This window comes from Sanguibacter sp. Z1732, from assembly GCF_051020515.1.
Taxonomy (GTDB): Bacteria; Actinomycetota; Actinomycetes; order Actinomycetales; family Beutenbergiaceae; genus CALKWS01.
This window is the reverse complement of the sequence record NZ_CP194857.1, coordinates 2,080,070-2,104,948: the sequence shown is the minus strand read 5'-3', so window position 1 is coordinate 2,104,948 and position 24,879 is coordinate 2,080,070. Positions and strand designations below refer to the sequence as shown.

22 protein-coding genes and 2 pseudogenes are annotated in these 24,879 nt (G+C 67.7%); 6 read left to right on the top strand and 18 right to left on the bottom strand.

The window, feature by feature from the left end:
• Nucleotides 1-74: 74 nt before the first annotated feature.
• The 7 genes from ACRRRO_RS11175 to ACRRRO_RS11145 all read right to left on the bottom strand — a co-directional run bounded on the left by ACRRRO_RS11175 (nt 75) and on the right by ACRRRO_RS11145 (nt 7,676).
• Nucleotides 75-1,085 (bottom strand): LLM class flavin-dependent oxidoreductase, encoded by a 1,011-nt coding sequence (locus ACRRRO_RS11175; protein WP_424798016.1) that lies wholly within the window; start codon nt 1,083-1,085, stop codon nt 75-77.
• Nucleotides 1,082-1,486 carry a TIGR04076 family protein gene (locus tag ACRRRO_RS11170; protein ID WP_424798017.1) on the bottom strand — a complete coding sequence of 135 codons (405 nt, stop codon included), beginning with the start codon at nt 1,484-1,486 and terminating at the stop codon, nt 1,082-1,084. Before ACRRRO_RS11170 ends, ACRRRO_RS11175 begins: the two co-directional genes overlap by 4 nt.
• Complete coding sequence (locus ACRRRO_RS11165) at nt 1,483-2,742, bottom strand: amidohydrolase family protein (RefSeq protein WP_424798018.1); 1,260 nt, start codon at nt 2,740-2,742, stop codon at nt 1,483-1,485. The genes ACRRRO_RS11170 and ACRRRO_RS11165 overlap by 4 nt, the downstream gene beginning before the upstream one ends.
• A gap of 202 nt (nt 2,743-2,944) precedes the next feature.
• Complete coding sequence (locus ACRRRO_RS11160; RefSeq protein WP_424798019.1) at nt 2,945-3,736, bottom strand: inositol monophosphatase family protein; 792 nt, start codon at nt 3,734-3,736, stop codon at nt 2,945-2,947.
• 74 nt (nt 3,737-3,810) lie between these two features.
• A complete protein-coding gene (locus ACRRRO_RS11155; protein ID WP_424798020.1) occupies nt 3,811-5,472 on the bottom strand; it encodes an ABC transporter permease in 1,662 nt (553 codons plus the stop codon).
• Nucleotides 5,469-6,566, bottom strand: coding sequence for an ABC transporter ATP-binding protein (locus ACRRRO_RS11150; protein WP_424798021.1), 1,098 nt, complete (start codon nt 6,564-6,566; stop codon nt 5,469-5,471). Before ACRRRO_RS11150 ends, ACRRRO_RS11155 begins: the two co-directional genes overlap by 4 nt.
• A gap of 87 nt (nt 6,567-6,653) precedes the next feature.
• A complete protein-coding gene (locus ACRRRO_RS11145) occupies nt 6,654-7,676 on the bottom strand; it encodes an extracellular solute-binding protein (protein WP_424798022.1) in 1,023 nt (340 codons plus the stop codon).
• A 209-nt stretch (nt 7,677-7,885) separates the two neighbouring features.
• Between ACRRRO_RS11145 and ACRRRO_RS11140 the strand changes: the two genes are divergently transcribed.
• The 3 genes and pseudogenes from ACRRRO_RS11140 (at nt 7,886) to ACRRRO_RS11130 (ending at nt 11,962) form a co-directional block, all read left to right on the top strand.
• Nucleotides 7,886-8,626, top strand: coding sequence for a GntR family transcriptional regulator (locus ACRRRO_RS11140; protein ID WP_424798023.1), 741 nt, complete (start codon nt 7,886-7,888; stop codon nt 8,624-8,626).
• 196 nt (nt 8,627-8,822) lie between these two features.
• On the top strand, nt 8,823-10,466 hold the full coding sequence (locus tag ACRRRO_RS11135) for a DNA repair helicase XPB (RefSeq protein WP_424798024.1): 1,644 nt from the start codon (nt 8,823-8,825) through the stop codon (nt 10,464-10,466).
• Nucleotides 10,467-10,550: 84 nt separating this feature from the next.
• Nucleotides 10,551-11,962 (top strand): annotated as a pseudogene (locus ACRRRO_RS11130) (sugar porter family MFS transporter).
• A gap of 9 nt (nt 11,963-11,971) precedes the next feature.
• Here ACRRRO_RS11130 and ACRRRO_RS11125 read toward each other — a convergent pair.
• The 7 genes from ACRRRO_RS11125 to ACRRRO_RS11095 form a co-directional block, all read right to left on the bottom strand.
• Nucleotides 11,972-13,051, bottom strand: coding sequence for a LacI family DNA-binding transcriptional regulator (locus ACRRRO_RS11125; RefSeq protein WP_434081536.1), 1,080 nt, complete (start codon nt 13,049-13,051; stop codon nt 11,972-11,974).
• A gap of 47 nt (nt 13,052-13,098) precedes the next feature.
• Nucleotides 13,099-13,959 carry a ribokinase gene (locus ACRRRO_RS11120; protein ID WP_434081535.1) on the bottom strand — a complete coding sequence of 287 codons (861 nt, stop codon included), beginning with the start codon at nt 13,957-13,959 and terminating at the stop codon, nt 13,099-13,101.
• Between the two features lie 79 nt (nt 13,960-14,038).
• The gene (locus tag ACRRRO_RS11115) at nt 14,039-14,437 is read right to left on the bottom strand and encodes an ABC transporter permease subunit (protein ID WP_434081534.1); all 399 of its coding nucleotides are present in this window, start codon (nt 14,435-14,437) and stop codon (nt 14,039-14,041) included.
• Nucleotides 14,358-14,894 carry a carbohydrate ABC transporter permease gene (locus ACRRRO_RS11110; protein ID WP_434081533.1) on the bottom strand — a complete coding sequence of 179 codons (537 nt, stop codon included), beginning with the start codon at nt 14,892-14,894 and terminating at the stop codon, nt 14,358-14,360. Before ACRRRO_RS11110 ends, ACRRRO_RS11115 begins: the two co-directional genes overlap by 80 nt.
• A complete protein-coding gene (locus ACRRRO_RS11105) occupies nt 14,891-15,865 on the bottom strand; it encodes a carbohydrate ABC transporter permease (protein WP_424789064.1) in 975 nt (324 codons plus the stop codon). The genes ACRRRO_RS11110 and ACRRRO_RS11105 overlap by 4 nt, the downstream gene beginning before the upstream one ends.
• Nucleotides 15,866-15,885: 20 nt before the next feature.
• A complete protein-coding gene (locus ACRRRO_RS11100; protein ID WP_424798028.1) occupies nt 15,886-17,202 on the bottom strand; it encodes an ABC transporter substrate-binding protein in 1,317 nt (438 codons plus the stop codon).
• Between the two features lie 86 nt (nt 17,203-17,288).
• A complete protein-coding gene (locus ACRRRO_RS11095; protein ID WP_424798029.1) occupies nt 17,289-18,239 on the bottom strand; it encodes a nucleoside hydrolase in 951 nt (316 codons plus the stop codon).
• Between the two features lie 264 nt (nt 18,240-18,503).
• Here ACRRRO_RS11095 and ACRRRO_RS11090 point away from each other — a divergent pair, with 264 nt between their 5' ends.
• Both ACRRRO_RS11090 and ACRRRO_RS11085 read left to right on the top strand, forming a co-directional pair.
• Complete coding sequence (locus tag ACRRRO_RS11090) at nt 18,504-19,373, top strand: amidohydrolase family protein (RefSeq protein WP_424798030.1); 870 nt, start codon at nt 18,504-18,506, stop codon at nt 19,371-19,373.
• A gap of 67 nt (nt 19,374-19,440) precedes the next feature.
• A complete protein-coding gene (locus ACRRRO_RS11085; RefSeq protein ID WP_424798031.1) occupies nt 19,441-20,439 on the top strand; it encodes an aldo/keto reductase in 999 nt (332 codons plus the stop codon).
• A gap of 58 nt (nt 20,440-20,497) precedes the next feature.
• Here the strand turns inward: ACRRRO_RS11085 and ACRRRO_RS11080 are convergent, their stop codons facing one another.
• From ACRRRO_RS11080 to trxA, 4 genes are all read right to left on the bottom strand, one after another.
• Nucleotides 20,498-20,959, bottom strand: a complete 462-nt coding sequence (locus ACRRRO_RS11080; protein ID WP_434081532.1) for a hypothetical protein — start codon at nt 20,957-20,959, stop codon at nt 20,498-20,500.
• A 298-nt stretch (nt 20,960-21,257) separates the two neighbouring features.
• Nucleotides 21,258-21,908: a hypothetical protein gene (locus tag ACRRRO_RS11075; protein WP_424798033.1), complete on the bottom strand. Its 651-nt coding sequence runs from the start codon at nt 21,906-21,908 to the stop codon at nt 21,258-21,260.
• Nucleotides 21,909-22,093: 185 nt separating this feature from the next.
• Nucleotides 22,094-22,486 (bottom strand): DUF302 domain-containing protein, encoded by a 393-nt coding sequence (locus ACRRRO_RS11070; RefSeq protein ID WP_424798034.1) that lies wholly within the window; start codon nt 22,484-22,486, stop codon nt 22,094-22,096.
• 46 nt (nt 22,487-22,532) lie between these two features.
• Nucleotides 22,533-22,901: a thioredoxin gene (gene trxA / locus ACRRRO_RS11065; protein ID WP_424789056.1), complete on the bottom strand. Its 369-nt coding sequence runs from the start codon at nt 22,899-22,901 to the stop codon at nt 22,533-22,535.
• A 216-nt stretch (nt 22,902-23,117) separates the two neighbouring features.
• Between trxA and ACRRRO_RS11060 the strand changes: the two are divergent.
• A pseudogene (locus ACRRRO_RS11060) lies at nt 23,118-24,826 on the top strand (formate--tetrahydrofolate ligase).
• Nucleotides 24,827-24,879: the final 53 nt, after the last annotated feature.

The following is a 24,879-nucleotide window of genomic DNA, read 5'->3' as shown; positions in this document are numbered from 1 at the left end:
CATCCTGATGCACTGCTCACCATTCTCTTCGTCGATCATCATGAATTCGTCGCTCACCATGCAACCCGGGTAGTTCACACGCGGGCGAGTTCGCGGCGGACCATCGGCACCACCTCGCGCCCGAGCAGGTCGATCCCGCCCGGGCCGGTGAGACCGTGCGGGGTGCCGAACTCCACCCGGGAGGCCCCGGCGTCGATCAACTCCACGGTGCGGGCCGCCACCTGCTGCGGGGTGCCGCACAGGGCGAACTTCTCCAGCAGGTCAGCCGGCAGCAGGGCGCCGGCCTCGTCGTGCTTGCCCGCCTGCAGCAGGTCGTGCAGTCGCTGCAGCAACGCCGGGTCCACCTGCACCGTCCGGTCCAGGCCGGCCACCACGTCCACGTACATGGCCACCTCGCGACGGGCCAGCGCCCGGGCGGCCTCGCCGTCGTCGTCGACCACCGTGACGGCGCCGGCGACGATGCCCACCGCACCGGGGCCGCGACCGGCAGCGGTGGCGGAGTCATCGAGCCAGGTGCGCATCAGGGCGACCATGTCCGGGTTGACCGAGCCACCGATCTTGACCTCCTGGGCCACTTCGCCGGCAAGGGCGGCGCCGCGCGGGCCCCAGACTCCCAGCAGGACGTCCACGTCGGTGGCGGCCGGTTCGTACTGCAGTCGCTGGCCGGCCGGCAGGGAGTACACGGCGCCGGTGTAGCCGCTGTCATCACCGGAGAGCAGCCGGCGCACGATGGTGATGGTGTCCCGCAGCGCCGCCAGCGGGCGCGGCGTGGGCACGCCGGCCTCGCTCAGCCAGGCGCCCCGGACCAGACCCAGGTAGGCGTTGCCGGCGGCCGCATCGAGCAGCGTCGCCGTCTGTCCGGCGATCTCCAGGGGGTGGGTCAGGTAGGGGTTCATGCAGGCCGCGCCCAGCCGCAGGCCGGGGGCCTGGGCCGCCGCGGTGAGCAGCGCGGGCAGCGGTGGCTGGAACCCCAGGTCGGCATAGACGGATAGTCCATCGAAGCCGAGGTCGCGCACCTGGGTGGCCAGGGCCCGGTAGGCGGCGATGGTCTTGTCCGTCTGCAGGGCCACGGTCAGGGCGCTCACGTAAGTTCCTCCGTGGGGATGCTGGAGTGGCCGATGCGCTCGATGCGCATGATGAGACGTTCGTCGGGGTCGGGGCAGGCGACCAGGGAGTCCGAGGCGAGCCAGTCGCCGTCCCGCAGGGCCCGTTGCTTGGCCGGCAGCAGGGGCAGCACGGAGGCCAGGGCGTACATGCAGAAGTGCCGACCCTCGGGGATGCGCAACTGGGAGGAGCGGGTGATCTCCACGTAGTCACCGGGGGCGAGCCCGCACACCGAGCGTCCCTCGATGCGGTCGACGACGACGCGCAGGTCGGCGGTTTCGGTGCGGGGGGCGTCCGGGTCGGGTGGGGGGTGGGCGGACGGGTCCTGGTCGGCCGGGTTCTGGTCGGCTGCGTTGGGCTCGTACGCGTTCTGGTCGGTCATGGTGCCGTCCTGGTGGGTGCTGCGGGCCTGCTGAGCGGGCGGAGGAGGCCGCGGTCATCGCGGACGGGCCGGCCGGCCTGGATGACGGCGTGCATCCCCCGCAGCGCCGAGACGTCCCGGGCGGGGTCCTCATCCAGGAGGATCAGGTCGGCCGCGGCGCCGGGGGCGACCTGTCCGATGGCCCCTTCGACGTCGAGCCACTCCGCGGCCCAGGACGTCGCCGAGCGCAGCACGTCCACATCCGCCATACCGGCCTCGGCCATGAACTCCATCTCCCGCACGGTGGCGCTGGTGCCGTCGTAGTCGGCCTGGGGTGGCATGTCGGTGCCCATCGCGATGCGGACGCCGGCGGCCAGGGCGTGCTGCAGGCTCTCCCAGTGCCGCGGCCCGGCGGCCAGGGCGCGTGCGCGCATCCACTCCGGCACGCCGTTGTCGATGAAGAACTGCTCGCAGCGGCTCACGGTGATGGTGGGCACGTACCAGCAGCCGTGCCGGGCCATCAACTCGCACACCTCGGGCGTGAGTTCGTACCCGTGCTCCACACAGTCCAGGCCGAGTTCGACCGCGCGCGCGATCACCGCGGCGGTGCCGGCGTGGGCGGTCACCTTGCGGCCCCAGTCGTGGGCGGTGGTGATGACGGCGGTCATCTCCTCATCGGTCAGTTGCGGGGTGTCGATGGCTTCGTGCTCGCCGGCGATGCCGCCGGTGAGGCAGACCTTGATCAGGTCCGCACCGGCCCGCAACTGCTCGCGGGTGGTGCGGCGGAACCCGTCGGCGCCATCGGCCTCGAGCCCGTCGGCGTCGTGGCCGTGCCCGCCGGTGCAGCACAGCGCGTGCCCGGCCGTGTAGATGCGCGGGCCCGGCACGGTGCCGGTGGCGATGGCCTCGCGCAGGGAGAAGTCGAGGTAGTCCTTCTCACCGACCAGGCGCACCGTGGTGACACCTGCCTGCAAGGTGGCGGCGGCGTTGCCGGCCATGAGCAGTGCGCGGGCGGCGTCGTCGGAGGATTTCGCCAGTTCCTGCATCGGACCCGGCAGCGCCAGGCCGAGGTGCACGTGCATGTTGATCAGCCCGGGCAGGACCACTGCGCCGTCGGCGTCCACCACGGCCGCGCCGTCGGGACGGTCGATGCTGCCGGCTGGTCCCACGGCATCGATGCGCCCGTGGGCTCCGAGATGGATCTCCTGGCCGGTGCGACTGGTCGCGTCGATACCGTCCCAGAGCGTCAGGTTGGTCAGCACCGCGGGAGCGTTCATCGTGCGCACCCGCCTCCCACGCCGGCACGAGGCCGGCGACGCCGGTCGCCCCGGGGGCATTCGCTCGGCACGTCGTCTCCTCTTCCCGGCCCCGGGTTGCGCTGGACAGCGGCGGGCAGGGCCTGCCGGACATTCGACCACAACCCCACCCCGCTGTACATTTCCCGGCCGGTCCCTTCCAAGCGGCCAGCCGGCGCGGGGGTCACGAGGAGGAGTAACTGCGCACCGGATCCGCGAGACTGTGGCGGATCGACGATCGGCTCACATCGAAGTCAGGCCCGTGGGCGATGTAACGCGGGGCATACCACGATGGATCTCCCGCGGACGCCGGTGAGCGAGTGATCCGCCCCTGCGCCGAGGTCACCAGGAGGAAGCCTGCCGCCACGTCCCACGGCTTCGCGATGAGTTCACTGGTGACGTCAGCGCGGCCCGCGGCGACGTAGGCCAGTCCCAGTGCTGCCGAGCCGAGCCGGCGCACGGTGCGAAAGGAAGCGAGCGCCAACTCGTAGTCAGCCAATTCACTTCGATCGACAACGCCGCCTTCATACGGCCAAGAACTGATCAGCAGGGCGTCACGATCCCGAGTGGTCAAGGTGGCCCGCACCGGGTTCCCGTTCAGCAGGCTCGAGGTACCGGTCGCGGAAAAGGTCTCTTCCCGTTCTGGGTCATGCACCACCCCGGCCACGACCCGGTCCGAGATGGTCAGGGCCAGGCTCACGCAATAGAACGGGACTCCGGAAGCGAAGTTGCTGGTGCCATCGATCGGGTCGATGTAGCACACAACCTCACCGACTCCGCCGCTGACCCCGTCCTCCTCCCCAACGATTCGCACGCCTGGCAGGGCGGCCTCCATGCGCCGCCGGATCTTCTTCTCCACGATTCGATCGTGCACTGTGACCAGGTCACTAGGGCCGTTCTTGACCTCCACATCCACGGGAGTACCGAACACACTTCGCAGATAGTCACCGGCCTCGCTTGCGATCTCGGTGAGCACCTCAACGAGGCGGAACGGGTCCGAAGTGCTGAGAGGTGGTTCGGATGGATCTGTTAGGTCCCGTGCCGAGTTCCTCACACCAGGAACTCCTCGTCTTTACCCATGAATTTGAAGAGCAACACGATCGGCACCAAGCTGACCACGATGAGCACCGTGCCCACCACTGAGGCGCTGGCGAAGTTGCCCTGCAGGACCTGCGCGAACACCTCCACCGGCATCGTGCGGGTAGCCCCGGAATACAGGATCACCGTGGAGTTGAATTCCCGCACCACCGTGGCGAAGGTGAGCAGAGCTCCGGACATCACCGCCGGCGCGACCATCGGTACGGTGACCTTCCAGAACGTCTTCGCCGGAGCCACGCCCAGGTTGACCGAGGCCTCCTCGGTCTGGGTACCGATCTGGCTCAGCATGCCCGAGATCGATCTGATCGAGTACGGCAACCGCCGAATGAAGTAGGCCAGGATCAAGATCGTCGCGGTGCCGGCCAGGAAGAAGGGGGAACCCCCAAAGGTTACGCTCAGTGCGATACCGAGGACCACCCCGGCGACGGCGTAGGGAACCATGGAGAAGAAGTCCAAGGCGCCGACCAACTTGTTCCGGCGCCTGGCGACGACGTAAGCGATCAGGCCTCCGGCGACCACGCAGAGCACCGTGGCGATGCTGGAGAAGACCAGAGTGTTGACCAGTGATCGTGGCAGCCGAACCGCGCTGGCGTAGTTCTCGAAGGTGAGGGACGCAGTGAGCAAGGGGCCCCTGGTCTGGAGGAACGAGGAGACCACGATGGTCAGCAGTGGCAAGCACGCGGCGAGGACGACCGTGTACACGTAGGCCGTGGCCAGGGCGCGACGCCATCCGGTGAGCCTGCGCGGCTGCAGAGGGCGAACGGTCTCCTGGCCAAAGGAGCGTCGACGGGCGTACCAGCGCTGCAGCACCAGAGCCCCGATCGTCACCACCAGCATGATCAGCGACAGAGCGCTGGCCACGGCGGGATTCCCGCCGTGCTCGTTGATGAACTCGGTGTAGATGAGGGAGGCCAAGACCCGATAGTTCTCTCCGACGATCATCGGTGTGCCGAAGTCAGAGAAGGAGGTCACGAAGACCAGGAGAGCACCTGTGGAGATCGCCGGGACGATGAGCGGCAGTATTGCGCTGAACACCACGCGCAATGGCCGGTAGCCGAGGTTGGTGGCGGCATCTTCAATACTCTGATCGACGGTCTTCAAGCCCGCACTGACCATGAGGAAGATGAACGGCATCGCTTGCAGGGTGAAGACCAGGATGATGCCGCGCATCCCGTAGATGGTGGGCATGTTGATCCCAAGGGACGCGAGCCCCCCGGTGATCACGCCGTTGCGCCCCAAGAGCAGGATCCAGGCATACGCGCCGATGAAGGGCGGAGAGACGAAGGTGAGCACGATCGCGGCACGCACGAGGAGTTTGCCTGGAATATTGAAACGGGTGACCAAATAGGCCAGCGGTGTCCCGACGATGGTGGCCAGGACCGTCGCAACGGTACTGACGACGAGGCTGTTGATCAGGGTCTCGTAGTAGTAGCCGTACCGGAAGAAGTCCAGGTAGGTCTGCAGAACCGTGTCACCAGGAACGTCGGTCATCGAGGACAGGATCATTCGACCCAGGGGGATGATCAGCAAGCCGATGAACAGGATCAACCCACCGATGGTGACGCTTGACCAGAACGTCAGCCGACCGCGAAGGGGGGACGCTACTGCGCTCATAGTTCGGCCTTCTCGTCGCTCCCGGGAAAGGTCAGCACACGGCTGGGGTCGATGTGAAACATGACATCGTCGCCGACGTTGACCTTGCCCAGTCCGTGGGCGTAGCGCTGAATCATGACAGGTCGTTCGACGCCGCAATCAACCATGAACTGCACCGAGGCACCGAGGTAGGAGCGTGAGACGATCGTGCCGCGCAAGCCGTTGGCTCCGTGCTGTGCCTGGACGATCTGCATGTCGTGCGGGCGCATTCCGACCCAGACCGGGCCCGTCAACGCCTCATCGGCGACGGCGAGGGACGAGCCGTTCGTTAGTTTCACCACGGACTGACCGTCTACATGTTCGGCCACCCCCCGGAGGAAAGTGCCCTCCCCGATGAACTCGGCAACCCCGCGCGAGGCAGGGGCGTCGTAGATTTCATCCGGGGTGCCAACCTGCATCACTTTGCCGGCACTCATCACCGCGATCCGGTCGGACAGGGTGAGAGCTTCCTCCTGGTCGTGAGTGACGTAGATCGTGGTGATGCCCAGGTCCTCCTGCAGGCGACGCAGATCGTTGCGTAGGCGCACGCGCAGTTTCGCATCCAGGTTCGCCAGCGGCTCGTCCATGAGCAAGACACTCGGGCGGATGGCTATCGCGCGGGCGATGACCACCCGCTGCTGCTGACCACCGGAGAGTTGCTTGGGTTGGCGTTCCTCATAGCCGGTGAGGTCCACCATCGACAACGCCTCGCGGATCCGCTCATCGGCCTCAGTTCCCACGATTTTGCGGGGCTTGAGGCCGTAGGCCACGTTGTCCCAGACATTCAGGTGTGGGAACACGGCGTAGTTCTGGAAGACCATACCGGTGTCGCGTCGATGCGCCGGAATGGCGTCGACGACCTTTCCGGCCAGTTCGATGCTTCCCCGGGTTTGGCGGTTGAAACCTGCAATGGCGCGCAGCAGGGTTGTTTTCCCACAACCTGATGGACCCAGCAGCGTGAAGAACTCTCCGCTACGGATCTTCAGGTCAACTTGGGACACAGCGACGACATCGCCGAATTTGATGGTGACATCACTAAGTTCGACGCCAGCGGCGTCGGTGGTGCGTGCGGACACGATGGGCTCCTGGTGGACGGGGGCGGCCCTACGCACTGCCACAAGCACGCGCGCAGGGCCGATCCCACTAAGTGGGTCGTGGGAAGGTCAGCCGGCCTCGATCATGATGCGACGCCATTGCTCGAGGTTGTCGTCCTGGTTCTCCTCGGCATCGGCGCTGGCGTAGTCGAGAACATTGAGTTCGTCGGCAGCCGGCATCTCCTCGGGTAGGTCTACCTCGGTGTGGGTGGGCCGACGCCCCGGGAAGTCGTCCACCAAGGCCTGCTGCTGCTCGGCCGAGAGGACGAAGTCGGCAAATGCTCTCGCGTTGTCCGGGTTCGGTCCGTCAGCGATCTGGAACAGACCGCCAGGCAGGAGCACCACACCGTCCTCCGGGTAGACGATCTCGACGTTCCCACTCTCCAACCATCGGTACGCGCCCTCTTCGTAGGCGACGGCAATCTCCGACTCACCCTGCCCCACGGCTGTGAACGGGGCACTGGAACTGTCATCGATGACGAAGTTGCCCGCGAGATCCTCGACGAAGTCCCAGTCATAGGCGATCAACCAGTTGACCAGCGCCGCGTAGGAGGAGCTGGACGAGGCCGGGTTCGCGAACCGGACCTTCCCTTGCCACTGCGGGTCGGTCAGGTCTGCCCAACTCGTCGGAGCATCAGCAGGATCCACAAGGTCGGTGTTATAGACGATCACCATCGCAAACGCATCCGAGGGGGCGTTGAAACCAGCCGGATCGATGTAGGCCTCATCGATGGCGTCGAGGACCTCGGAGTCGTAAGGCGTGAACAACTCGGGTGAGGAACCCCCTGTCGTAGAACTGCCGCCCCACATGATGTCTCCCTGGGGCCGCTCGGCCTCCGCCTGGATCCGCCCGAGCAGATCACCGGTACCACCAGTGATCAGGTCGACCTCGATGCCGGGGTTCTCATCTTGGAATGCGGCCACGAAGTGGTCGACCATCTCCGTGGGGTGGGACGCGTAGATGACTAGTTGGTCCGTGCCTCCGGCGCCCTCCTGTTCATCGGCACCATTGCTGCCGGCGGAGTCTCCATTGCAAGCAGCCAGGACGAGCGCGACGGCTGCCAGCGCCGGCACCAGTGTGATCCTCTTCATTTCTCAACTCTTCCGCGTCGAAGTGTCTCGTGGAGACAACATGTAAGTTGGCAGTTGTCAGTCAACTGATGCCTGCACATTACGGTGGCATTTGTGGCAATGTCAACGCGATGACAGGGACCGAGTAAAGGCGCATCAGACTCGCGACCCGGACCCAACGAGGCGCTACATACTGTGCTCAGGCGCACAACCACCGTCAGGATGGAGCCATGGCAGATACATCGCGATCACTCACGAATGACGAGCCGCTCCACGTGCGCATGATGCGCAGTTTGAAGGAGCGGCTGGAAAGCGGGGAGTGGGCCACGGCGGACCAGTTGCCCACCGAGGGGGACCTGGGCGCCACCTACGGCGTATCCCGATCCACCGTTCGAATGGCGCTGAAACTTCTGGAGTCCCAGGGCTTGGTCCACACCCGGCGCGGCTCGGGGACCTTCGTAACGGCGCTGGGCTCCCGCGTCAGTGCCGGCTTGCAGGAACTGCGTTCGACTACGGAGACGATCCGCCAGCAAGGGTTCGAGTCAGGAGCCACGTGCCGTACGGCGGAGAAGCGGGGCGTCACGCCCGAAGCAGCCGACAGCCTCGGGATCGACCCAGACAGCGAAGTTCTGTACCTTGAGCGCTCATTCCAGGCCGATCACCGCACTGTCGCCTATTGCTACGAGGAGATTATCGACGGGATCTTCCCTGGCCCCTACCAGCCGACTCAGTTCGACGGGTCTCTCTTCGAGTTGCTGCGCTCCCGTGGCATCAACACCCCGGCCTATGCCTCCACGGCCATCCATGCCGTCCACGACGAGGGCATCGCGTGGGGTGAGGACCCTCCTGCACAGCCCTTGTATCTGCTGCTGCGGCAGGCGCACTTCGACCGCGAGGGCGCTCCGGTGATCTATTCGCGCAACTACTTCGTCGAGGGGGCCTTCCACTTCTCGGTGCTGCGGGTGTCGTGACCGTCCGATTCCGCAGTCGCGATCTGCGCGCCCGAGGCGCGTTCCAGGAGTGGGGCGGAGTCGAACTCGAGGTACCGCGATCGCGCCCGGCGGCGCCCCGAGAAGCCCATCCCCCGGTGAGAGATCACGCACACGTCCCCCGCCGTCGTCGGACCCTGATTGCGAACTGAACCCATCGGTGGGTGACAATGGTCCGATGACCGGCGGACCCCTCATCGTGCAATCGGACAAGTCTCTTCTGCTCGAGGTCGACCACGAACAGTCCGCCGAGTGCCGGCGGGAGATCGCCCCGTTCGCTGAACTGGAGCGCGCCCCGGAGCACATCCACACCTACCGGCTCACCCCGCTGGGACTGTGGAACGCCCGCGCCGCCGGGCACGACGCCGAGCAGGTGGTCGACACCCTGCTGCGCTTCTCCCGCTACCCGGTGCCCCATCACCTGCTGGTGGACGTGGCCGAGACGATGTCGCGCTACGGGCGGCTGCAACTGATGCAGCACCCCGAACACGGTCTGGTGCTGCACGCCCTGGACAAACCGGTGCTGGAGGAGGTGACGCGGGCCAAGCGGACCCAGGGTCTGCTCGGCACCCGCATCGACGACGAGACCGTCGTGGTCCACCCCTCCGAGCGCGGGCACCTGAAGCAGGTGCTGGTGAAACTGGGCTGGCCGGCCGAGGACCTGGCCGGGTACGTCGACGGCGAGAAGCACGCCATCGAACTGGGCACCGGCGACTGGCAGTTGCGCCCCTACCAGGCCGAAGCGGTGGATACCTTCTGGCACGGCGGCAGCGGCGTCGTCGTGCTCCCGTGCGGAGCGGGCAAGACGATCGTGGGTGCGGCCTCAATGGCCCGCTCGGGCACCACGACGCTGATCCTGGTGACCAACACGGTGGCGGCACGGCAGTGGCGCGACGAACTGGTGGCGCGCACCTCCCTGACCGAGGAGGAGATCGGGGAGTACTCCGGGGCCCGCAAGGAGATCCGCCCGGTCACCATCGCCACCTACCAGGTGCTGACCACCAAGCGGAAGGGTGCCTACCCGCACCTGGAACTGCTGGACGCGCGCGACTGGGGCCTGATCGTCTATGACGAGGTGCACCTGTTGCCCGCCCCGATCTTCCGGATGACGGCGGACCTGCAGGCCCGGCGCCGGCTCGGGCTGACCGCCACCCTGGTGCGCGAGGACGGCCGGGAGGACGAGGTGTTCTCCCTGATCGGGCCCAAGCGTTACGACGCGCCGTGGAAGGACATCGAGGCCCAGGGCTACATCGCCCCGGCCGAGTGCATCGAGATCCGGCTGGACCTGTCCCAGCGCGACCGGATGGCCTACGCCATCGCCGAACCGGAGGACCGATACCGGCTGGCCGCCTCCGCGCCCGCCAAGACCGCGGTGGTGCGGGAGCTGCTGAAGAAGCACGACGGCGAGCAGACCTTGATCATCGGGCAGTACCTGGACCAGCTGGAAGAGTTGGCCGGGACGTTGGACGCGCCCCTGATCACCGGGGCCACCACGGTGCCGCAACGGCAGAAACTGTTCGAGGCCTTCCGGACCGGTGAGGTACCCACCCTGGTGGTGAGCAAGGTGGCCAACTTCTCCATCGACCTGCCCGAGGCGTCGGTGGCGATCCAGATCTCCGGGTCCTTCGGGTCCCGGCAGGAGGAGGCCCAGCGGCTGGGCCGGGTGATGCGCCCCAAGGCCGACGGCAAGACCGCTCACTTCTACGCCGTGGTCACCCGCGACACCGTGGACCAGGAGTTCGCCGCGCACCGCCAGCGGTTCCTGGCCGAGCAGGGCTATGCCTACCGGATCATCGACGCCGAGGACCTCACCGCGGCGTAGCGCAGCAGGCGTGCTCAGAACCTCGGCGAGCGCAGTCGTCCCTCCGCGGCTACTGTGACCGGACGAACCGGACGGGGAGGGCAGATGTCGACTGCGGAATCGACCGACTACCACACCGGCAAGGCGGTCCAACTCGCCACCGTGGCGGCGCTGGGCGGCTTCTTGTTCGGGTTCGACACCGCCGTGATCAACGGCGCGGTCAGCGCCATCGAGGCGCAGTTCGAGATGAGCCCGGGGCTGCTCGGCTTCACCGTGTCCTCGGCGTTGCTCGGGTGCATGGTGGGCGCCTACCTGGCCGGCCGGTTGGCGGACCGGATCGGGCGGGTGCGGGTGATGGTGATCGCCGCGGCCCTGTTCTTCCTGTCCGCGCTGGGCTCGGGCCTGGCGTTCGGCCCCGCGGACCTGATCGGCTGGCGGCTGCTGGGGGGCATGGGGATCGGCGCGGCGTCGGTGATCGCCCCGGCCTACATCGCCGAGATCGCCCCCCCCCCGATCCGCGGCCGCCTCGGCTCGCTGCAGCAGCTGGCCATCGTCACCGGCATCTTCGTGGCGCTGCTGTCCGACGCCTGGTTGGCTGCCACGGCCGGCGGCGCCGCCGAGGAACTGTGGTTCGGGCTGGAGGCCTGGCGGTGGATGTTCATCGTGGAGGTGGTGCCCGCGTTCGCCTACGGCGTGCTCGCCCTGACGATCCCGGAGTCGCCCCGGTTCCTGGTGGCGCGCGGGGATGAGAAGGACGCCCGCGGCGTGCTGCGCCAGGTGATGCGGGTCGGAGTCGATGAACGGATCAAGGAGATCACCCGCACGGTGGTGCGCGAGGAGCGAGCCACGTGGCGTGACCTGCTCAACCCCGGCGGGAGGAACCTGCTGCCGATCGTGTGGATCGGGATCGGCCTGTCGGTGTTCCAGCAGTTCGTCGGCATCAACGTGATCTTCTACTACTCCTCGGCGCTGTGGCAGTCGGTCGGCTTCACCGAGGCCGACGCCCCCTGACCCAGACCGTCATCACCTCCGTGACCAACATCGCCGTGACCATCGTGGCGATCGCGCTGATCGACAAGATCGGCCGGCGCCGGTTGCTGCTCATCGGATCCTTCGGGATGTCGGTGTCCCTGGGCGCGCTGGCGTTCCTGTTCGCGACCGCGCGGGTGGTGGAAGGCGCCGACGGCGAACTCGAGCCGGTGCTGGACGGTGGGGCCGGCGTAGCCGCCCTCATCGCGGCGAACCTGTTCGTGGTGTTCTTCGGGGCCACCTGGGGTCCCGCGGTGTGGGTGCTGCTGGGCGAGATGTTCAACAATGTGATCCGCGGGACCGCGCTCGGTCTGGCCGCCGCAGCCCAGTGGCTGGCGAACTTCGCGATCTCCACCTCATTCCCCGCGATGGCCGACCTGGGCCTCGGGTTCGCCTACGGCTTCTACACCACCTGTGCAGTGCTGTCGCTGCTGTTCGTGTGGAAGTTCGTCCCGGAGACCAAGGGCAAGGAACTGGAGGAGATGTAGGCCGGCCACCTACCGATGCTCTGCCGGCAGACCATCGGGCGCAGGCTCGGCCCGGTCGTCACAGCCGCAGCTGCGTCCGATCACCAGGGTGCCTTTGAACGTCTGGTGTGCCGGCTCCAGCGCCGGGTCAGCGATCCGGGCGAGCAGCACCTCGGTGGCCACGCGCGCGATCTCCTCGATCGGCTGGCGCACGCTGGTCAGTGGCGGGTTGGCGAATCGCGCCAGTTCGGTGCCGTCGAAACTGACGATCGCGACGTCCTGCGGCACCCGCAGGCCCAGTTCCTGACACGCCAGCAGCACACCGAAGGCCTGGACGTCCGAGGTCACGAACAGTGCCGTGGGCGCGGGCCTGCCGGAAGCACGACGACGGGACCCCGGACCGAGCAGGGCGTGCGCGGCGCCGTGACCACCGGCGGCGGAGAAGTCCCCGTGCTCCACCAGGGAGTCGAAGTCGTCGTCCCGGCCGTCCTGCTGTTGCCGCCAGCCCTGGATCCGTTCGGCCACCAACTTCTCCGTCGGCGGGCCCGCGATGCATCCGATGATCTCGTGACCGTGCTGCTGGAGATGTTCGGTCGCGAGCCGGGCACCATGGGTGTTCTCCACATGCAACCGGGAGAAGGCCGGGACCTCCATGGTCCCGACCCGATCGACCACCAGCACCGGAACCGAGTGCGGTCCCAGTTCCTCCATCGCGACGACCGATCCGGCGGAGGTCAGGATGACGCCGTCGACCTGCCGGTCGAGGAAGGAGCGCAGGTGGAGCAACTCGAGGTCGGAATCCTCATCGGTGACGGCCACGGACAGGGACTTTCCGCGAGCGGAGAACTCCCGCATGAGCGTGGCGGACAACTCCGCGAAGAACGGGTTGGTGGGGCTGGGCGTGAGCAGTCCGATGGAGTGGGTCGTCGCCGCGCGCAGTGCCGCCGCGATCCGGTTCGGCCGGTAGTCGAGTTCGGCGATGGCCGCCTCCACCCGCAACCTGGTCCTGGTCCTGGCCGACACCGGTCGGGGCCCTCCGTTCACCACGTAGGAGACCACGGCGGGGGACACCCCAGCGTGAGCGGCCACTTGGGCGCGCGTTACCGCCACCTGCACCTCCCCTTCCGCTCGTGCCCGACGCTACCAACACCGAGCCCTCAACGGACTCGCAGCGGGCTCAGGATCGGGGCCAGATCGGCCGCCGTCGGGTGGGAGGACTGGGCGCCCGGGCGGGTCACCGAGAAGGTTCCGGCCGCCACGCCCACCCGGACCGCGTCCGCCAGGTCGGCGCCACCGGCGAGGTGCACGGCGAGGGCACCGACGAACGCGTCGCCCGCACCGGTGGTGTCGACGACCTGCTCAACCCGTTCGGCTTCGACCGCGCCCGCGTCGTGAGCATCGGCCCAGACCGCGCCCTGCTCCCCCAGGGTGATGACCACCGACCGGCTCCGGTGGCGTAGCTCCTGGGCCGCCCGCAACGCCACCGGTACCGACCGCACCGGCTCACCGAGCAGTTCACTGGCTTCGGACTCGTTGAGCACCAGCGGATCGCACGTCGCCAGCAACTGCGCCGGCAGGTGGATGAACGGGGCCAGGTTCAGCACCGCCCTGAGTCCCTGTACGGCAGCGGCGTCGATCGCGGCGGCGATCACCTCCGGGTCGATCTCCGCCTGGAGGGTCAGCACGGCTCCGGGGGCCGATGCTCGGATCACCCGTCGCACCCGATCGGCCTTGATCGCGAAATTCGCTCCGGGCACCACGAGGATCGAGTTCTGCCCGAATCGGTCGACCGCGACGACCGCGAGCCCGGTGGCCTGGTCCCCGACAGTTTCCACATCGGAGATGTCGATGCCTTCACTTCGCAGCACGCGCAGCAGCATCGCGCCGTCGTCATCGTCGCCGACGCATCCGATGAACGAGACCCGGCCGCCCAGGCGGGCCGCGGCAACTGCCTGATTCGCCCCCTTCCCGCCGGGGGACTTGCGGAACTCCTCGGCGAGGACGGTCTGGCCCGGCACGGCGAACGGTCCACCCGCATGAGGTAATCCACGTTCGCCGAGCCGACGACGACCACCTGCCGGGAGTGCGTCGATTGAGTCACTTCTCACCTGTGGTGAGCGAGAGGCCGCCGAAGAAGCGCTGCAACATGAACATCATCACCGCCGGGATCAGGGACAGCACCACCGCTCCTGCGAAGTTCTGCCCGTAGTCGAATGAATGTTCTCCGAAGGTTCGTGCGAGGGCGACCGGTGCCACCTGCAGCCGCGCCTCGGAGACCACCAGCAAGGGCCACAGGTAGGCGGTCCACTGTCCGAGGAAGATCAGTAAAGCCGAGTTCGCCAGGGCCACGCCACCGATCGGGACGTACACATTGGTCAGGATCCGGGCCTCCGAGGCACCATCCAGGGTGGCGGCCTCACGGTAGGAGTTCGGGATGCCCAGGAAGTACTGCCGCAGGTTGAAGATGGCCAGCCCGTTGCCGATGCCCGGCAGCACCAGACCCATGATGGTGTTGGTCCCCCCATCCGGTGAACAACTGCGACAGGGGGATGGCGATCGCCTCGAACGGCACCATGAAACTGACGACGACGAACGCGAACGCCGCGCCCCGCCCGGGGAAGTTCAGCACCGCCAGGGCGTAGGCGGCGGTGGCGCTGAGCACCAGGCCGATGCCCACGGTCAGCAGGCACACCACCAGGGAGACGATCAGGGCCCGGCCGAACGGCCCGCTGAGCAGGTTCACGTAGTTGTCCAGGCTCACCGAACTGGGCACCAGGATGCGCCAACTCAGCGGTGAGACGGAACTGAAGATCTCCGAGCCGGGCCGCACCGACCCGACCACCAGCCACAGGCCGGGCAGGATGAAGATGGCCGACGCCGCCATGGCCGCCAGGGTCAGGATCGCGGACTTGCGCTCCAGGCGGCCGCGACGGCGACTGGCTACTGCGCTCATCGTTTGCTCCTCGCGGGTCGGTCCTCACGCAACAGCCGGAACTGCAGCGCGACGAAGACCAGCATCAACACGGTCAGGATCATCACCTCGGCGGCACCGAGGTTCTTGCTCGAGTAGGTGAACGTGGTCCGGTACGCGTTGAACATCAGCATCGTGGTGCTGTTCTCCGGACCACCGTTGGTGAGCATCTGGATCGGCACGAACAGGACGAAGTTGGCAACCGTGCACGCCACCAGGACGAACAGCAGCGGACGCTTCAGCAGCGGCAGCGTGATGGAGAAGAAGGTGCGGATCGGACCGGCCCGGTCCAGTTTCGCCGCCTCCATGTACTCCTCGGGGATCGCTTGCAGACCAGAGATGAGGAACAACATCCAGTAGCCGATGCCGATCCAGGAGATCACCACCATGATCGAGGCCATCGCCTGGGCGGGTGAGGTGAGGAACGGCTGGCGGTTCCCACCGAGGGCATCGATGATCGCGTTGATCGGTCCGTTCGGCCGCAGCCCGATGCCCCACACGATCGAGGACCCCACGACCGGGACCGTCGCGGGGATGAAGATGAGGGTGCGCCATAGCGCCGGCGCCGCGATCCGCCGGGTCACCAGCACCGCGACGGCCAGTGCCAAGGCCACCTGCAGCGGGTTGATGATGACGTTGAACACCAGCGTGCGGACCACGGTGTCGCGGAACATGTCATTGGAGAAGAGCGTGGCGTAGTTGGTCAGGCCGCTGAAGTCCGCCGGCTGCACGCCACCGGGGAAGCCCCGGTAGAGGCTGTCCACCGCTGCGCTGACGGTGGGTGCGATCCTCAGGGTGATGATCGTGAGGAGGGCCGGGGCCAGGAAGACCGCGACCCAGGCCAGTTCCTTGGCCCGGCGGCGTGAACGCTTGTGCTGGCCGGACCCGCCCGCACCCCGGCGCTGTGCCGGGGTGCGGGTGGGGCCGGTGGTGGACCGAGTAAGGGCAGTCATGAGCTTGGTCTGATCGCGCCCTACTCGTACTGTGCCCACGCGTTGGTCAACTCATCCTGAGCCGATTGCAGCGCAGTCTCCGGGTCCGTACCGGAGGCGATGTCGGAGAAGGCCCGGCCGAGGATCTCCTCGAACTCCACGAAGCCGACGGTCTGCAGACGCGGCACCGCGGTCTCGGCCGTCTCGTGGTCGATGATCGTCACGGCGTCCTGACCGGCGTCGGAGTCGAACACATCGCGTTGGAAGTAGTCCTCCTTGCCTTCCGGTGTGGAGGGAAGTTCCGGTGCCCCGAAGTTCACGGCGTACCCACCACCGTTGTCAGCCGACATCCACCGCATGAAGACGGCGGCGGCTTCCTTGTCATCACTGAACGGGCTCATCCCCAGGGACCACGAGCCGGTGGGGGTGACCGGCTCCCCGCCCTCGAAGTAGGGGTGCGGGGCCACGCCCCAGGTGAACTCGGCCTCGTCGAGTTGGGGAAGGAGCCACGGGCCCTGCACGAAGAAGGCGGTGTTGCCGGTGATGAACTCGGCGCTGGACTGCTCCGGGGTCACGCCCAGTGGGGACAGGTCCTCGGTGAACAACGACTGGTAGAACTCCATCGACTCCACCCAGGGCTCGGAGGTGATGTCCGGCTCGAGGCCGAGGTCGTCGGAGGCGCCGGCGGAGCCGCCCTTGGACTGCGGCAACGGCTGGATCTGGTAGTACCGGTGCACCTGGCCGAAGAGGAAGCCGTGCTCGGCCCCGCCGTCGACTGCCTGCTGGGCTCGATCGCGGATCTCTTCCCACGTGATCCGCTCGGAGATCTCACCCGAGGGCGCCTCGACACCGGCCTCGTCCAGCAGGTCGGCGTTGTAGTACAGCAACTGCGTGGAGTTCGCGATCGGCAACGACCACAGACTGCCGTCGAAGGAACTGGACTCCACCGGCGCGCTGTCGAATGTTCCGGTCAGGTCCGCGAACTGCTCGGTCAGGTCTTCCAGATAACCCCGGGAAGCCAGCGCCGCCACCCGCGGCTGGTCCGCCCAGTACACATCCGGATTTCCGTCCTGGTTCGCGATCCGCGCATCCAGCACCGAGTTCAACTGGTCGAACGGCACCGCTTCGTACTCCACGGTGATGTCTGGGTGGTCCTCGTGGAAGACTTCGATGACCGGTTCCATGAGTTCGGCGTCCTGGTGGCCCAGGACCTGGATCGTGGCAGTCGGATCCTCCTCCGGGATCGACCAGCCGTCACCGTCGCCGTCGCCGGTGGCGGTGGAGGAGTCGGAACATGCTGCGGTGAGAATCAGGGCCGCAGCCCCCGCGACGGCGGCAGCCGTGTGGATGCGTCGCATTTCGTGTGTCCTTTCGTGACAACGGTGTCGAGGCGAATCAAAAGTGCGCGTGGCGCGGTGGACCTGGTCGGGTGCGGCCGGGTCGGTCAGTAGGTGGCGATGCGGTCCAGGAAGTAGGTCATGAACTCCTCGACCCGCACCCCTACAGCCACCTGGGCGTTGGGGATCGGCGCGTCGGCGCGCTCCTGGAAGTCAGCGATGGCCACGCCGCGCCCGGCTTCTTCTGCGGTCAGGACGTTCACGTGGGCCGGCTGCCAATCCAACAGTTCGGGCCGGGACAGGGCCGCGACGGCGAGCGGATCGTGCATGGCGCAGGACTGGCCCGCACCTTCCTCACCAGGGTTGGCCTTCGCCAACCGGTCGAGCCATGCGACCGTGCACTCTCCGGCGAACGCGCCGAACTCACGGCCACTGTCAGCCATGGTCGCTGCGTCGTCCCGGGTGAGGCGCACCTGGGTCGTCACATCCAGCCCGATCAGGCGGATGGCCGCGCCGCTGTGCATCACCGCTCGGGCCGCGTGCGGATCGACCCACCAGTTGAACTCCCCCGGCATCCGCGCCGCCTGGGTGTGACCGCGGAACACCCCGCCCATCACCACGATCTCCTTGGCCGCGGTAGCGACCTCAGGTTCCATCGCGATCGCCAGGGCGATATTGGTCAGCGGTCCGATGGCTACCAGGGTGATCTCACCCGGTGACTCCAGCACCCGGCGCGCGATCTCGGCCGCGGCGAATCCGGGCGCGGCCTGGTGGTGGCCGAAGTTCTCCTTCACGCTCTCCGGCGCACCGCGAGCCTTCTCCGGCTCCATCATCGGCGCAGCGGCACCGCGCACCACCGGAATGTCCGGGCGCTTCAACCGCTGCAGCAGTTCGACGCTCAGCAGCGTGCCGGACTCGACGTCGATGTTCCCGTTGACGCTGGTGACCAGTTCGACGTCGAACACCTCATCGGCCATCAGCAGCGCCAGCGCGAAACCGTCGTCGATCTCTGATCCCGGGGCGCCCATCGCCATATCGGTATCAAGAATGATCCGCATTTAAGACCCCATTCAACTCGTGTTGCGTGGACTCTACACGTGTTGAATGGTGATCTCAACCACAACTTCGAAAAGTTGCGAGGCGAGGTTCGCCCCGGCCAGACCCGAGGCCAGGGCGCGCGGCTGAACCCGGGGCCGGACCGAGGCCAGTCGCGCGGCCAGGAACTCCAGCAGGGCCGCGGCCTGCTTGGTCTGAAAATCCTGGCGTCATCCACAACACTGAACGTGAACGTGAACGGGAGACGACACCGGCGGAGGTCGAGCATGTTGCGGATTGATACTCACCACCACGTCTGGGATGAGGCCGTCCGTCCCCAGGAGTGGATGGACGACGCGACCAGAGACGTCATCGGTGGGCCCTATGACTTCGGCGACTGGCACGAGGCGGCGCGCGAGAGCGCGATCGACTTCGGGATCTTCGTCCAGACCGTGGCCCAGCCCGAGGAGACACCGGAGATCCTTGCCCTCGCGCCGAGCCAGGACGGGCTGGCCGGTGTGGTCGGGTGGATCGACGTCGACGGTGCACAGCCGCCCGGTGATCTTCTCGATGATCTGAGGCAGGGCCCCGGCGGCGATCACCTGATCGGGATCCGCGTGGCGGGCGAGTACGTGGCCGACCCGGACTGGCTCGCTCGCGATCCGGTACGTGCGGCCGCGAGCGCCCTGGCCGCACGGGACCTGAGCCTGGATCTGCTCACCGATGCCCGAATTCTGCCTGCGGCGACCCGCCTGGCCGCGGCGAGCCCGGAGGCCCGGATCGTGTTGGATCACCTGTCCAAACCCACGATGGCCCGTGCGGACTTCGATTCCTGGGCAGCCGACATCCGCGATCTTGCTCGTCATCCCAACGTCGCGTGCAAACTGTCCGGCTATCTCGTCTTCGACGATGAGCCGATGACGGCGCAGCGGCTGCGTCCCTACGCCGAGACCGTCCTGGAATCCTTCGGACCCGACCGGGTGATGTTCGGCAGCGACTGGCCCGTGTGCATCCTGGGTGGCGGATATCGCCGCGCGGTCGAGATCGCCGAGGACCTGCTCGCGCCACTGAGTGAGGGCGAGCGCGAACAGGTCTGGTCGGGTACCGCCCGGCGCTGGTATCCGGCGATCACCACTGTGGTGGATCGCTCCCGATGACCTCCGCTGCCCGCGCATCCCACCCCGGCCGGGCCCACTGACCCATTCACCAGCAAGGAAGACAGCCATGCGAACGGACAACCCTCAGATCGGCCGCCGCACCACCCGGAGCGGCCTGTCCCTGACCGAACTAGGAGTGGGCGGGGCACAGTTCGGCAACCTCTACCGCGAGATGCCCGAGGGCGAGGTGGAGCGGATCGTCGACGCCGCCTGGGAGTCCGGCGTCCGGCTCTTCGACACTGCTCCCCATTACGGCATGGGCCTGTCCGAGCGCCGGCTCGGCAGAGCGCTGGCGCAGTACCCGCGCGATGAGTACGTGCTGTCGACGAAGGTCGGGCGGCTCATCCGGCCGAACCCCGGCGGCACCGGGACGAACGAGCAGTTCCACGGGGTGCCCAACACCACCAAACGGGTGTGGAACTTCTCCGCGGCGGGGGTGCGACGCTCGATCGAGGAGAGCCTGGAGCGGCTCGGCCTGGACCGGATCGACATCGCCTACATCCACGACCCCGACGACCACTGGGACGAGGCGATCAACGGCGCCGTGCCCGCCCTCCAGGAACTGCGCACCCAGGGCGTGATCAGCAGTTTCGGGGCAGGGATGAACCAGTCGGCGATGGTCGCCCGGTTCATCCGCGAAGGCGACGCCGACCTGGTGATGCTCGCGGGCCGCTACACCCTGCTCGAGCAGGGCGCCCTGGCCGACGTCCTCCCGGCTGCCGAGGAAACCGGGGCGAGCGTGGTGATCGCCGGCGTCTACAACTCCGGACTGCTCGCCCGGCAGCGCCCGGCGGCGGACGCGCCCTACAACTACGAAGCGGCACCTGCCGAACTGATCACGCGGACCAACCGGATCGCCGATGTCTGTGAACGGCACGGACTCACCCTCCCCGAGGTTGCCGTGGCATTCGTGCTGCTGAAGCCCCAGGTGGCATCGGTGGTCGTCGGCAGCTCCAACGCGGAGCAGTTCCAGCAGGCCCTGCAGCGCTATCAGACCCGAGTCCCGGCAGCGCTCTGGGAGGACCTGGTGGCCGAGGGACTGCTGGCACGGGAGGCCTTGCCGTAAGTCCGCTCAGAGGGCCGGAGGGCGGAGCCGCTTCCTGGAGTTAGGGTGCCACCCGGGATCAGGCCGACACCTTGGTCGGGGACGTCCCCTCCGGTGCGCTCGGGATCGAGGGCATCGCCGGGTCCTGGTTGACCCGCCGTCCCCGCGCTCCGGTTGGCTCGAGTCGGGCAGCCACACTCTTGCGTAGCGCGGCCAGCTCCGCAGCCGGAACACCGGCTCGCCACATGGGAAAGTCCTCATCCTCCTGATCGTGCGCGTGATCGCGGAAGAGTTGCTGCAGGTGGCCGACCCACTCGAAGAACTCCGGATCGCCGACGTCGAGAGTCGCCATCCGATCCATCGCAACGACGATGCTGCGCTCCCGCTCGTCCCGATCGACCCATGCGCCATCCGGTCGTTCCCGCGCACCCTCGGGCAGCTGCCTCTCGATCACCGCGTACACGTCTGCCTCGATCGCCGAGTGCCGCTTCACCTCGGCGATCACGGCCGCAGCGAGGTCTCGGCGCCTGGCGGTGCCCACGGCCCTTCGACCTGCCTCAACAGATAACGTATCCGGCCGTGGTCAGCGACCAGAACGTCCACCACATCCCGGCTGTCACCACTGACTTCGCTCATCAAACTCCCCCGTCCGCTCGCATGGGTATACAGCGTAAACTTGACCCGCCGAGTCGGCACCTCAGACGTGGGCACCCCGCAACGTCCGGACCGCAACACCGACCTGCGCACCCTTGCCACCGTGCGCAACGTGCGGTCGGCCGGGTGAGGCCTGCGTCCGATTGCCGAGGACGCCGGGTCGCTACGCTTTCGCCCGCGTCGTCTCACGCGAAGACGAAGTAGAACGCCATGTGCAAGGCCAGCAGCAGGTGCAACGTGCCCAGGCGGGCGCGCAGCAACGCGAAGAGCGCGCCCATCGCCAGCATCGCCAGGGCGGCCAGCGGGTTGGCCGGGCCGAACGTATCGGGCAGCAACAGCGCGTGACCGAGCCAGAACATCACGGCCACCATCGTGATGGTCCCCCAGGTGGGCACGCGCTCAGCGAGGTAACTCTGCAGCAGGCCGAAGGTGAGGTAGTCCTGCCAGAACACCGACACACTCATCCACACCATGTACACCCCCACGGGCGCGGGCATGCCGTAGTGCAACGGCAGCGCCATCGCCAGCACTGCCGGAAGCGCGTACAGCCACATCAGCCGTGAGCGCGCGAACAGCACCCGGTTGTAGCGCCGGTGCAGAAGGGCGAGCACGGCCACGATCACTAGCGCGAGCGCGCTCTCCACGAGCACCGCCACATCCGGATCGTCCGAAACCCAACTGCCCACGCCGTTGCTGAGCAGCCCGGGGGTGAGGGACCACAGCGCGAACCACACCACACAGGCCGCGACCGGCACCCACCAGGGCGGCCGGTCACCGGAGGCGGTTCCGGGCGTCTGCGCGACGGTGCTGCTCTGCGCTCGCGCCGCGGGGTCCACCCGCCCACTGTAGGGCTCGGCGGGGACTCGGGTCCGCCGTCGCTCCAACCGCGGCAGCCGGCGTCGGGTGTCGGCGGTGGTTACGCTCCGGGTGAGGCGGTGCGCGCACCACGATCCGGCCGCGCCCAGCAAGCACGGGGGAAGGACCGACGACGACGGGGGAATCGTCGTCGTCGGTCCATCTCCTACTGCGCCTGCAGGGACTGCAGCGCCGCGCGCAGGCGGGTGGAGGCCTCATCGGCGACGCCGGTGAGTTCCTCGTTGCCGGTCACGCCGACCATCACCTGGGGATCGAGGGCCTCGACGATGGTGCCGCCATCGCCGGAGCGCACCACCACGTTGCAGGGCAGCAACAGCCCGATGGACTCCTCGGCCTGCACCGCACGGTAGGCCAGCGGCGGGTTACAGGCGCCCAGGATCACGTGCGGGGCGATCTGCACGTCGAGCTTCTTCTTCAGGGTTGCGGCCATGTCGATCTCGGTGAGAACGCCGAAGCCCTGCTCGGCCAGCGCCTCGATCACCTTGGGCATCGCGGCGTCGAAGTCGTCGGGGAGGGTGATGCTGATTCCGTAGTCCATGTGAGGACCTCTCTGGTCGGGTACCGCGATGTGGTTGCGTGGGTGTTCAGGCGCTCGCCTGCTGGTCGGCCATCTGGGCGCGGACCTCATCCATGTCCAGGTCCTTGACGGCGGTGATGACCTGCTCCAGCGCCTTGGCCGGCAGCGCACCGGGCTGGGAGAACACGCCGATCCCGTCGCGAAAGGCCATCAGCGTCGGGATCGAGGTGATGTTGGCCGCGGCGGCCAGCGCCTGCTCGGCCTCGGTGTCGACCTTTCCGAAGACCACGTCGGGGTGCTGGGTAGCAGCCTTGTCATAGATCGGCGCGAAACTGCGGCACGGGCCGCACCAGGCGGCCCAGAAGTCCACGAGCACGATGTCGTTGTCGGCGATGGTGGATCCGAAGGTGGACGCGGTCAGGTCGATGGTGGCCATTGGGCTCTCCTCAGGGGGCTGCGTGGTTGATGCCTGCGTCGAGTATACCCCCCAGGGTATCTTGTGGCAATCGCCTGCCGGAATCCGCCGCAATCAGCCTCGGTGCGGGTGAGGATTGGGGTGCCGGGCCCGCCACCTCCGGGCGCCGGCCACCGGACCGATCGGCTCCGGCCCGGGACTCACGCGTACCGCCGCGATCGATTCGAGGGAGAACGGATGACCCTGACCACCCCGCCCAGCAGCCTGCAGATCGCCCAGGGCGCGTCCCTACGGCCCATCCCCGAGATCGCCGACCGGATGGGCCTCGATCCCGACCTGCTCGAGCCCTACGGCCGTGACGTGGCCAAGATCGACCTGGATGCGATCACCGCGCTGGCCGACCGGCCCAAGGCCAAGTACGTCGTGGTCAGCGCCATCACACCCACTCCCCTGGGTGAGGGCAAGACGACGACGGCGGTGGGCCTGGGGCAGGGGCTGAACCTGACCGGGCGGCGGGCCACGATCGCGGTGCGCCAGCCCTCGATGGGCCCGACTCTGGGCATCAAGGGCGGCGGTGCCGGCGGCGGGTACAGCCAGGTGGTGCCGATGGAGCGGTTGAACCTGCACCTGACCGGGGACATGCACGCCGTCACCGCGGCGCACAACCAGCTCGCCGCGATGGTGGACAACCACCTGTTCCACGGCAATGAACTGGACATCGACCCCGATGCGATCACCTGGCCACGGGTGATGGACATCAACGACCGGTCGCTACGCAACATCGTGGTCGGCCTGGGCCCGCGACTCGACGGCGTGCTGCGCCAGAGCGGGTTCGACATCACCGCCGCCTCGGAGGTGATGGCCACCCTGGCGATGGCCACGTCACTGCGCGACCTGCGCGAGCGGCTGGGCCGCATCGTGATCGGCTACACCCGCCAGACGAAGGAACCGGTCACCGCCGAGCAGCTCCGCGGCGCCGGCGCGATGACCGTGCTGCTCCGGGAGGCGCTGAAACCGAATCTGTTGCAGACCCTGGAAGGCACCCCCGCGCTGGTGCACACCGGCCCGTTCGGCAACATCGCCACCGGCAACTCCTCGGTGGTGGCGGACCTGATCGGCATCCGCACCGGGGACTTCCTCATCACCGAGGCGGGGTTCGGTGCGGACATGGGCGCCGAACGGTTCTTCAACATCAAGAGCCGCGTCTCCGGGCTGGTGCCCGACGTGGGTGTGGTGGTCACGACGGTACGGGCGATGAAACTGCACTCCGGGCGGCACAAGGTGGTGGCCGGGCGGGCACTGCCGGAGCAGATGCTCGCGGAGAGTCCCGACGACGTCTACGCCGGTGCGGACAACCTGCGCCGCCAGATCGAGAACATCCGCCTGCACGGGACCACCCCGGTGGTGGCAATCAACGCCTTCGGCTCCGACTACCCCTCCGAGCACGAGGCGATCGGGCAGATCGCGGCCGAACTGGGCGTGCGATGCGCCGTCTCGGAGCACTTCACCCACGGCGGCTCCGGCGCGGCCGAACTCGCCGAGGCAGTGGCCGAGGCGGCGCAGGAGCCCAGCGACTTCTCCTCCTGTACCCCGAGGAGATGCGGCTTCGGGACAAGATCGCTGCGATCGCCACCAAGGTCTACGGTGCCGACGGCGTCGAGTATGCCCCGGCCGCGGCGCGCGCCCTGGAGGCCTACGAGGGGTACGGGTGGTCCAACCTGCCGATCTGCATCGCCAAGACCCACCTGTCGCTGTCCTCCGACCCCACGCTGCGCGGGGCACCGACCGGGTGGACGCTGCCGGTGCGGGAGGTGCGCGCCTCGGTGGGTGCGGGGTTCATCTACGCCATCGCCGGGCAGATGCGCACCATGCCGGGCCTGGGTTCGGACCCGGCGGCGGCGCACATCGACATCGACGAGGACGGGAACACCGTCGGGCTGTTCTGAGCGCGAGCTGTTCTGAGCAGGAGTCTCAGGCGGTTCAGGACCGCCACCAACGC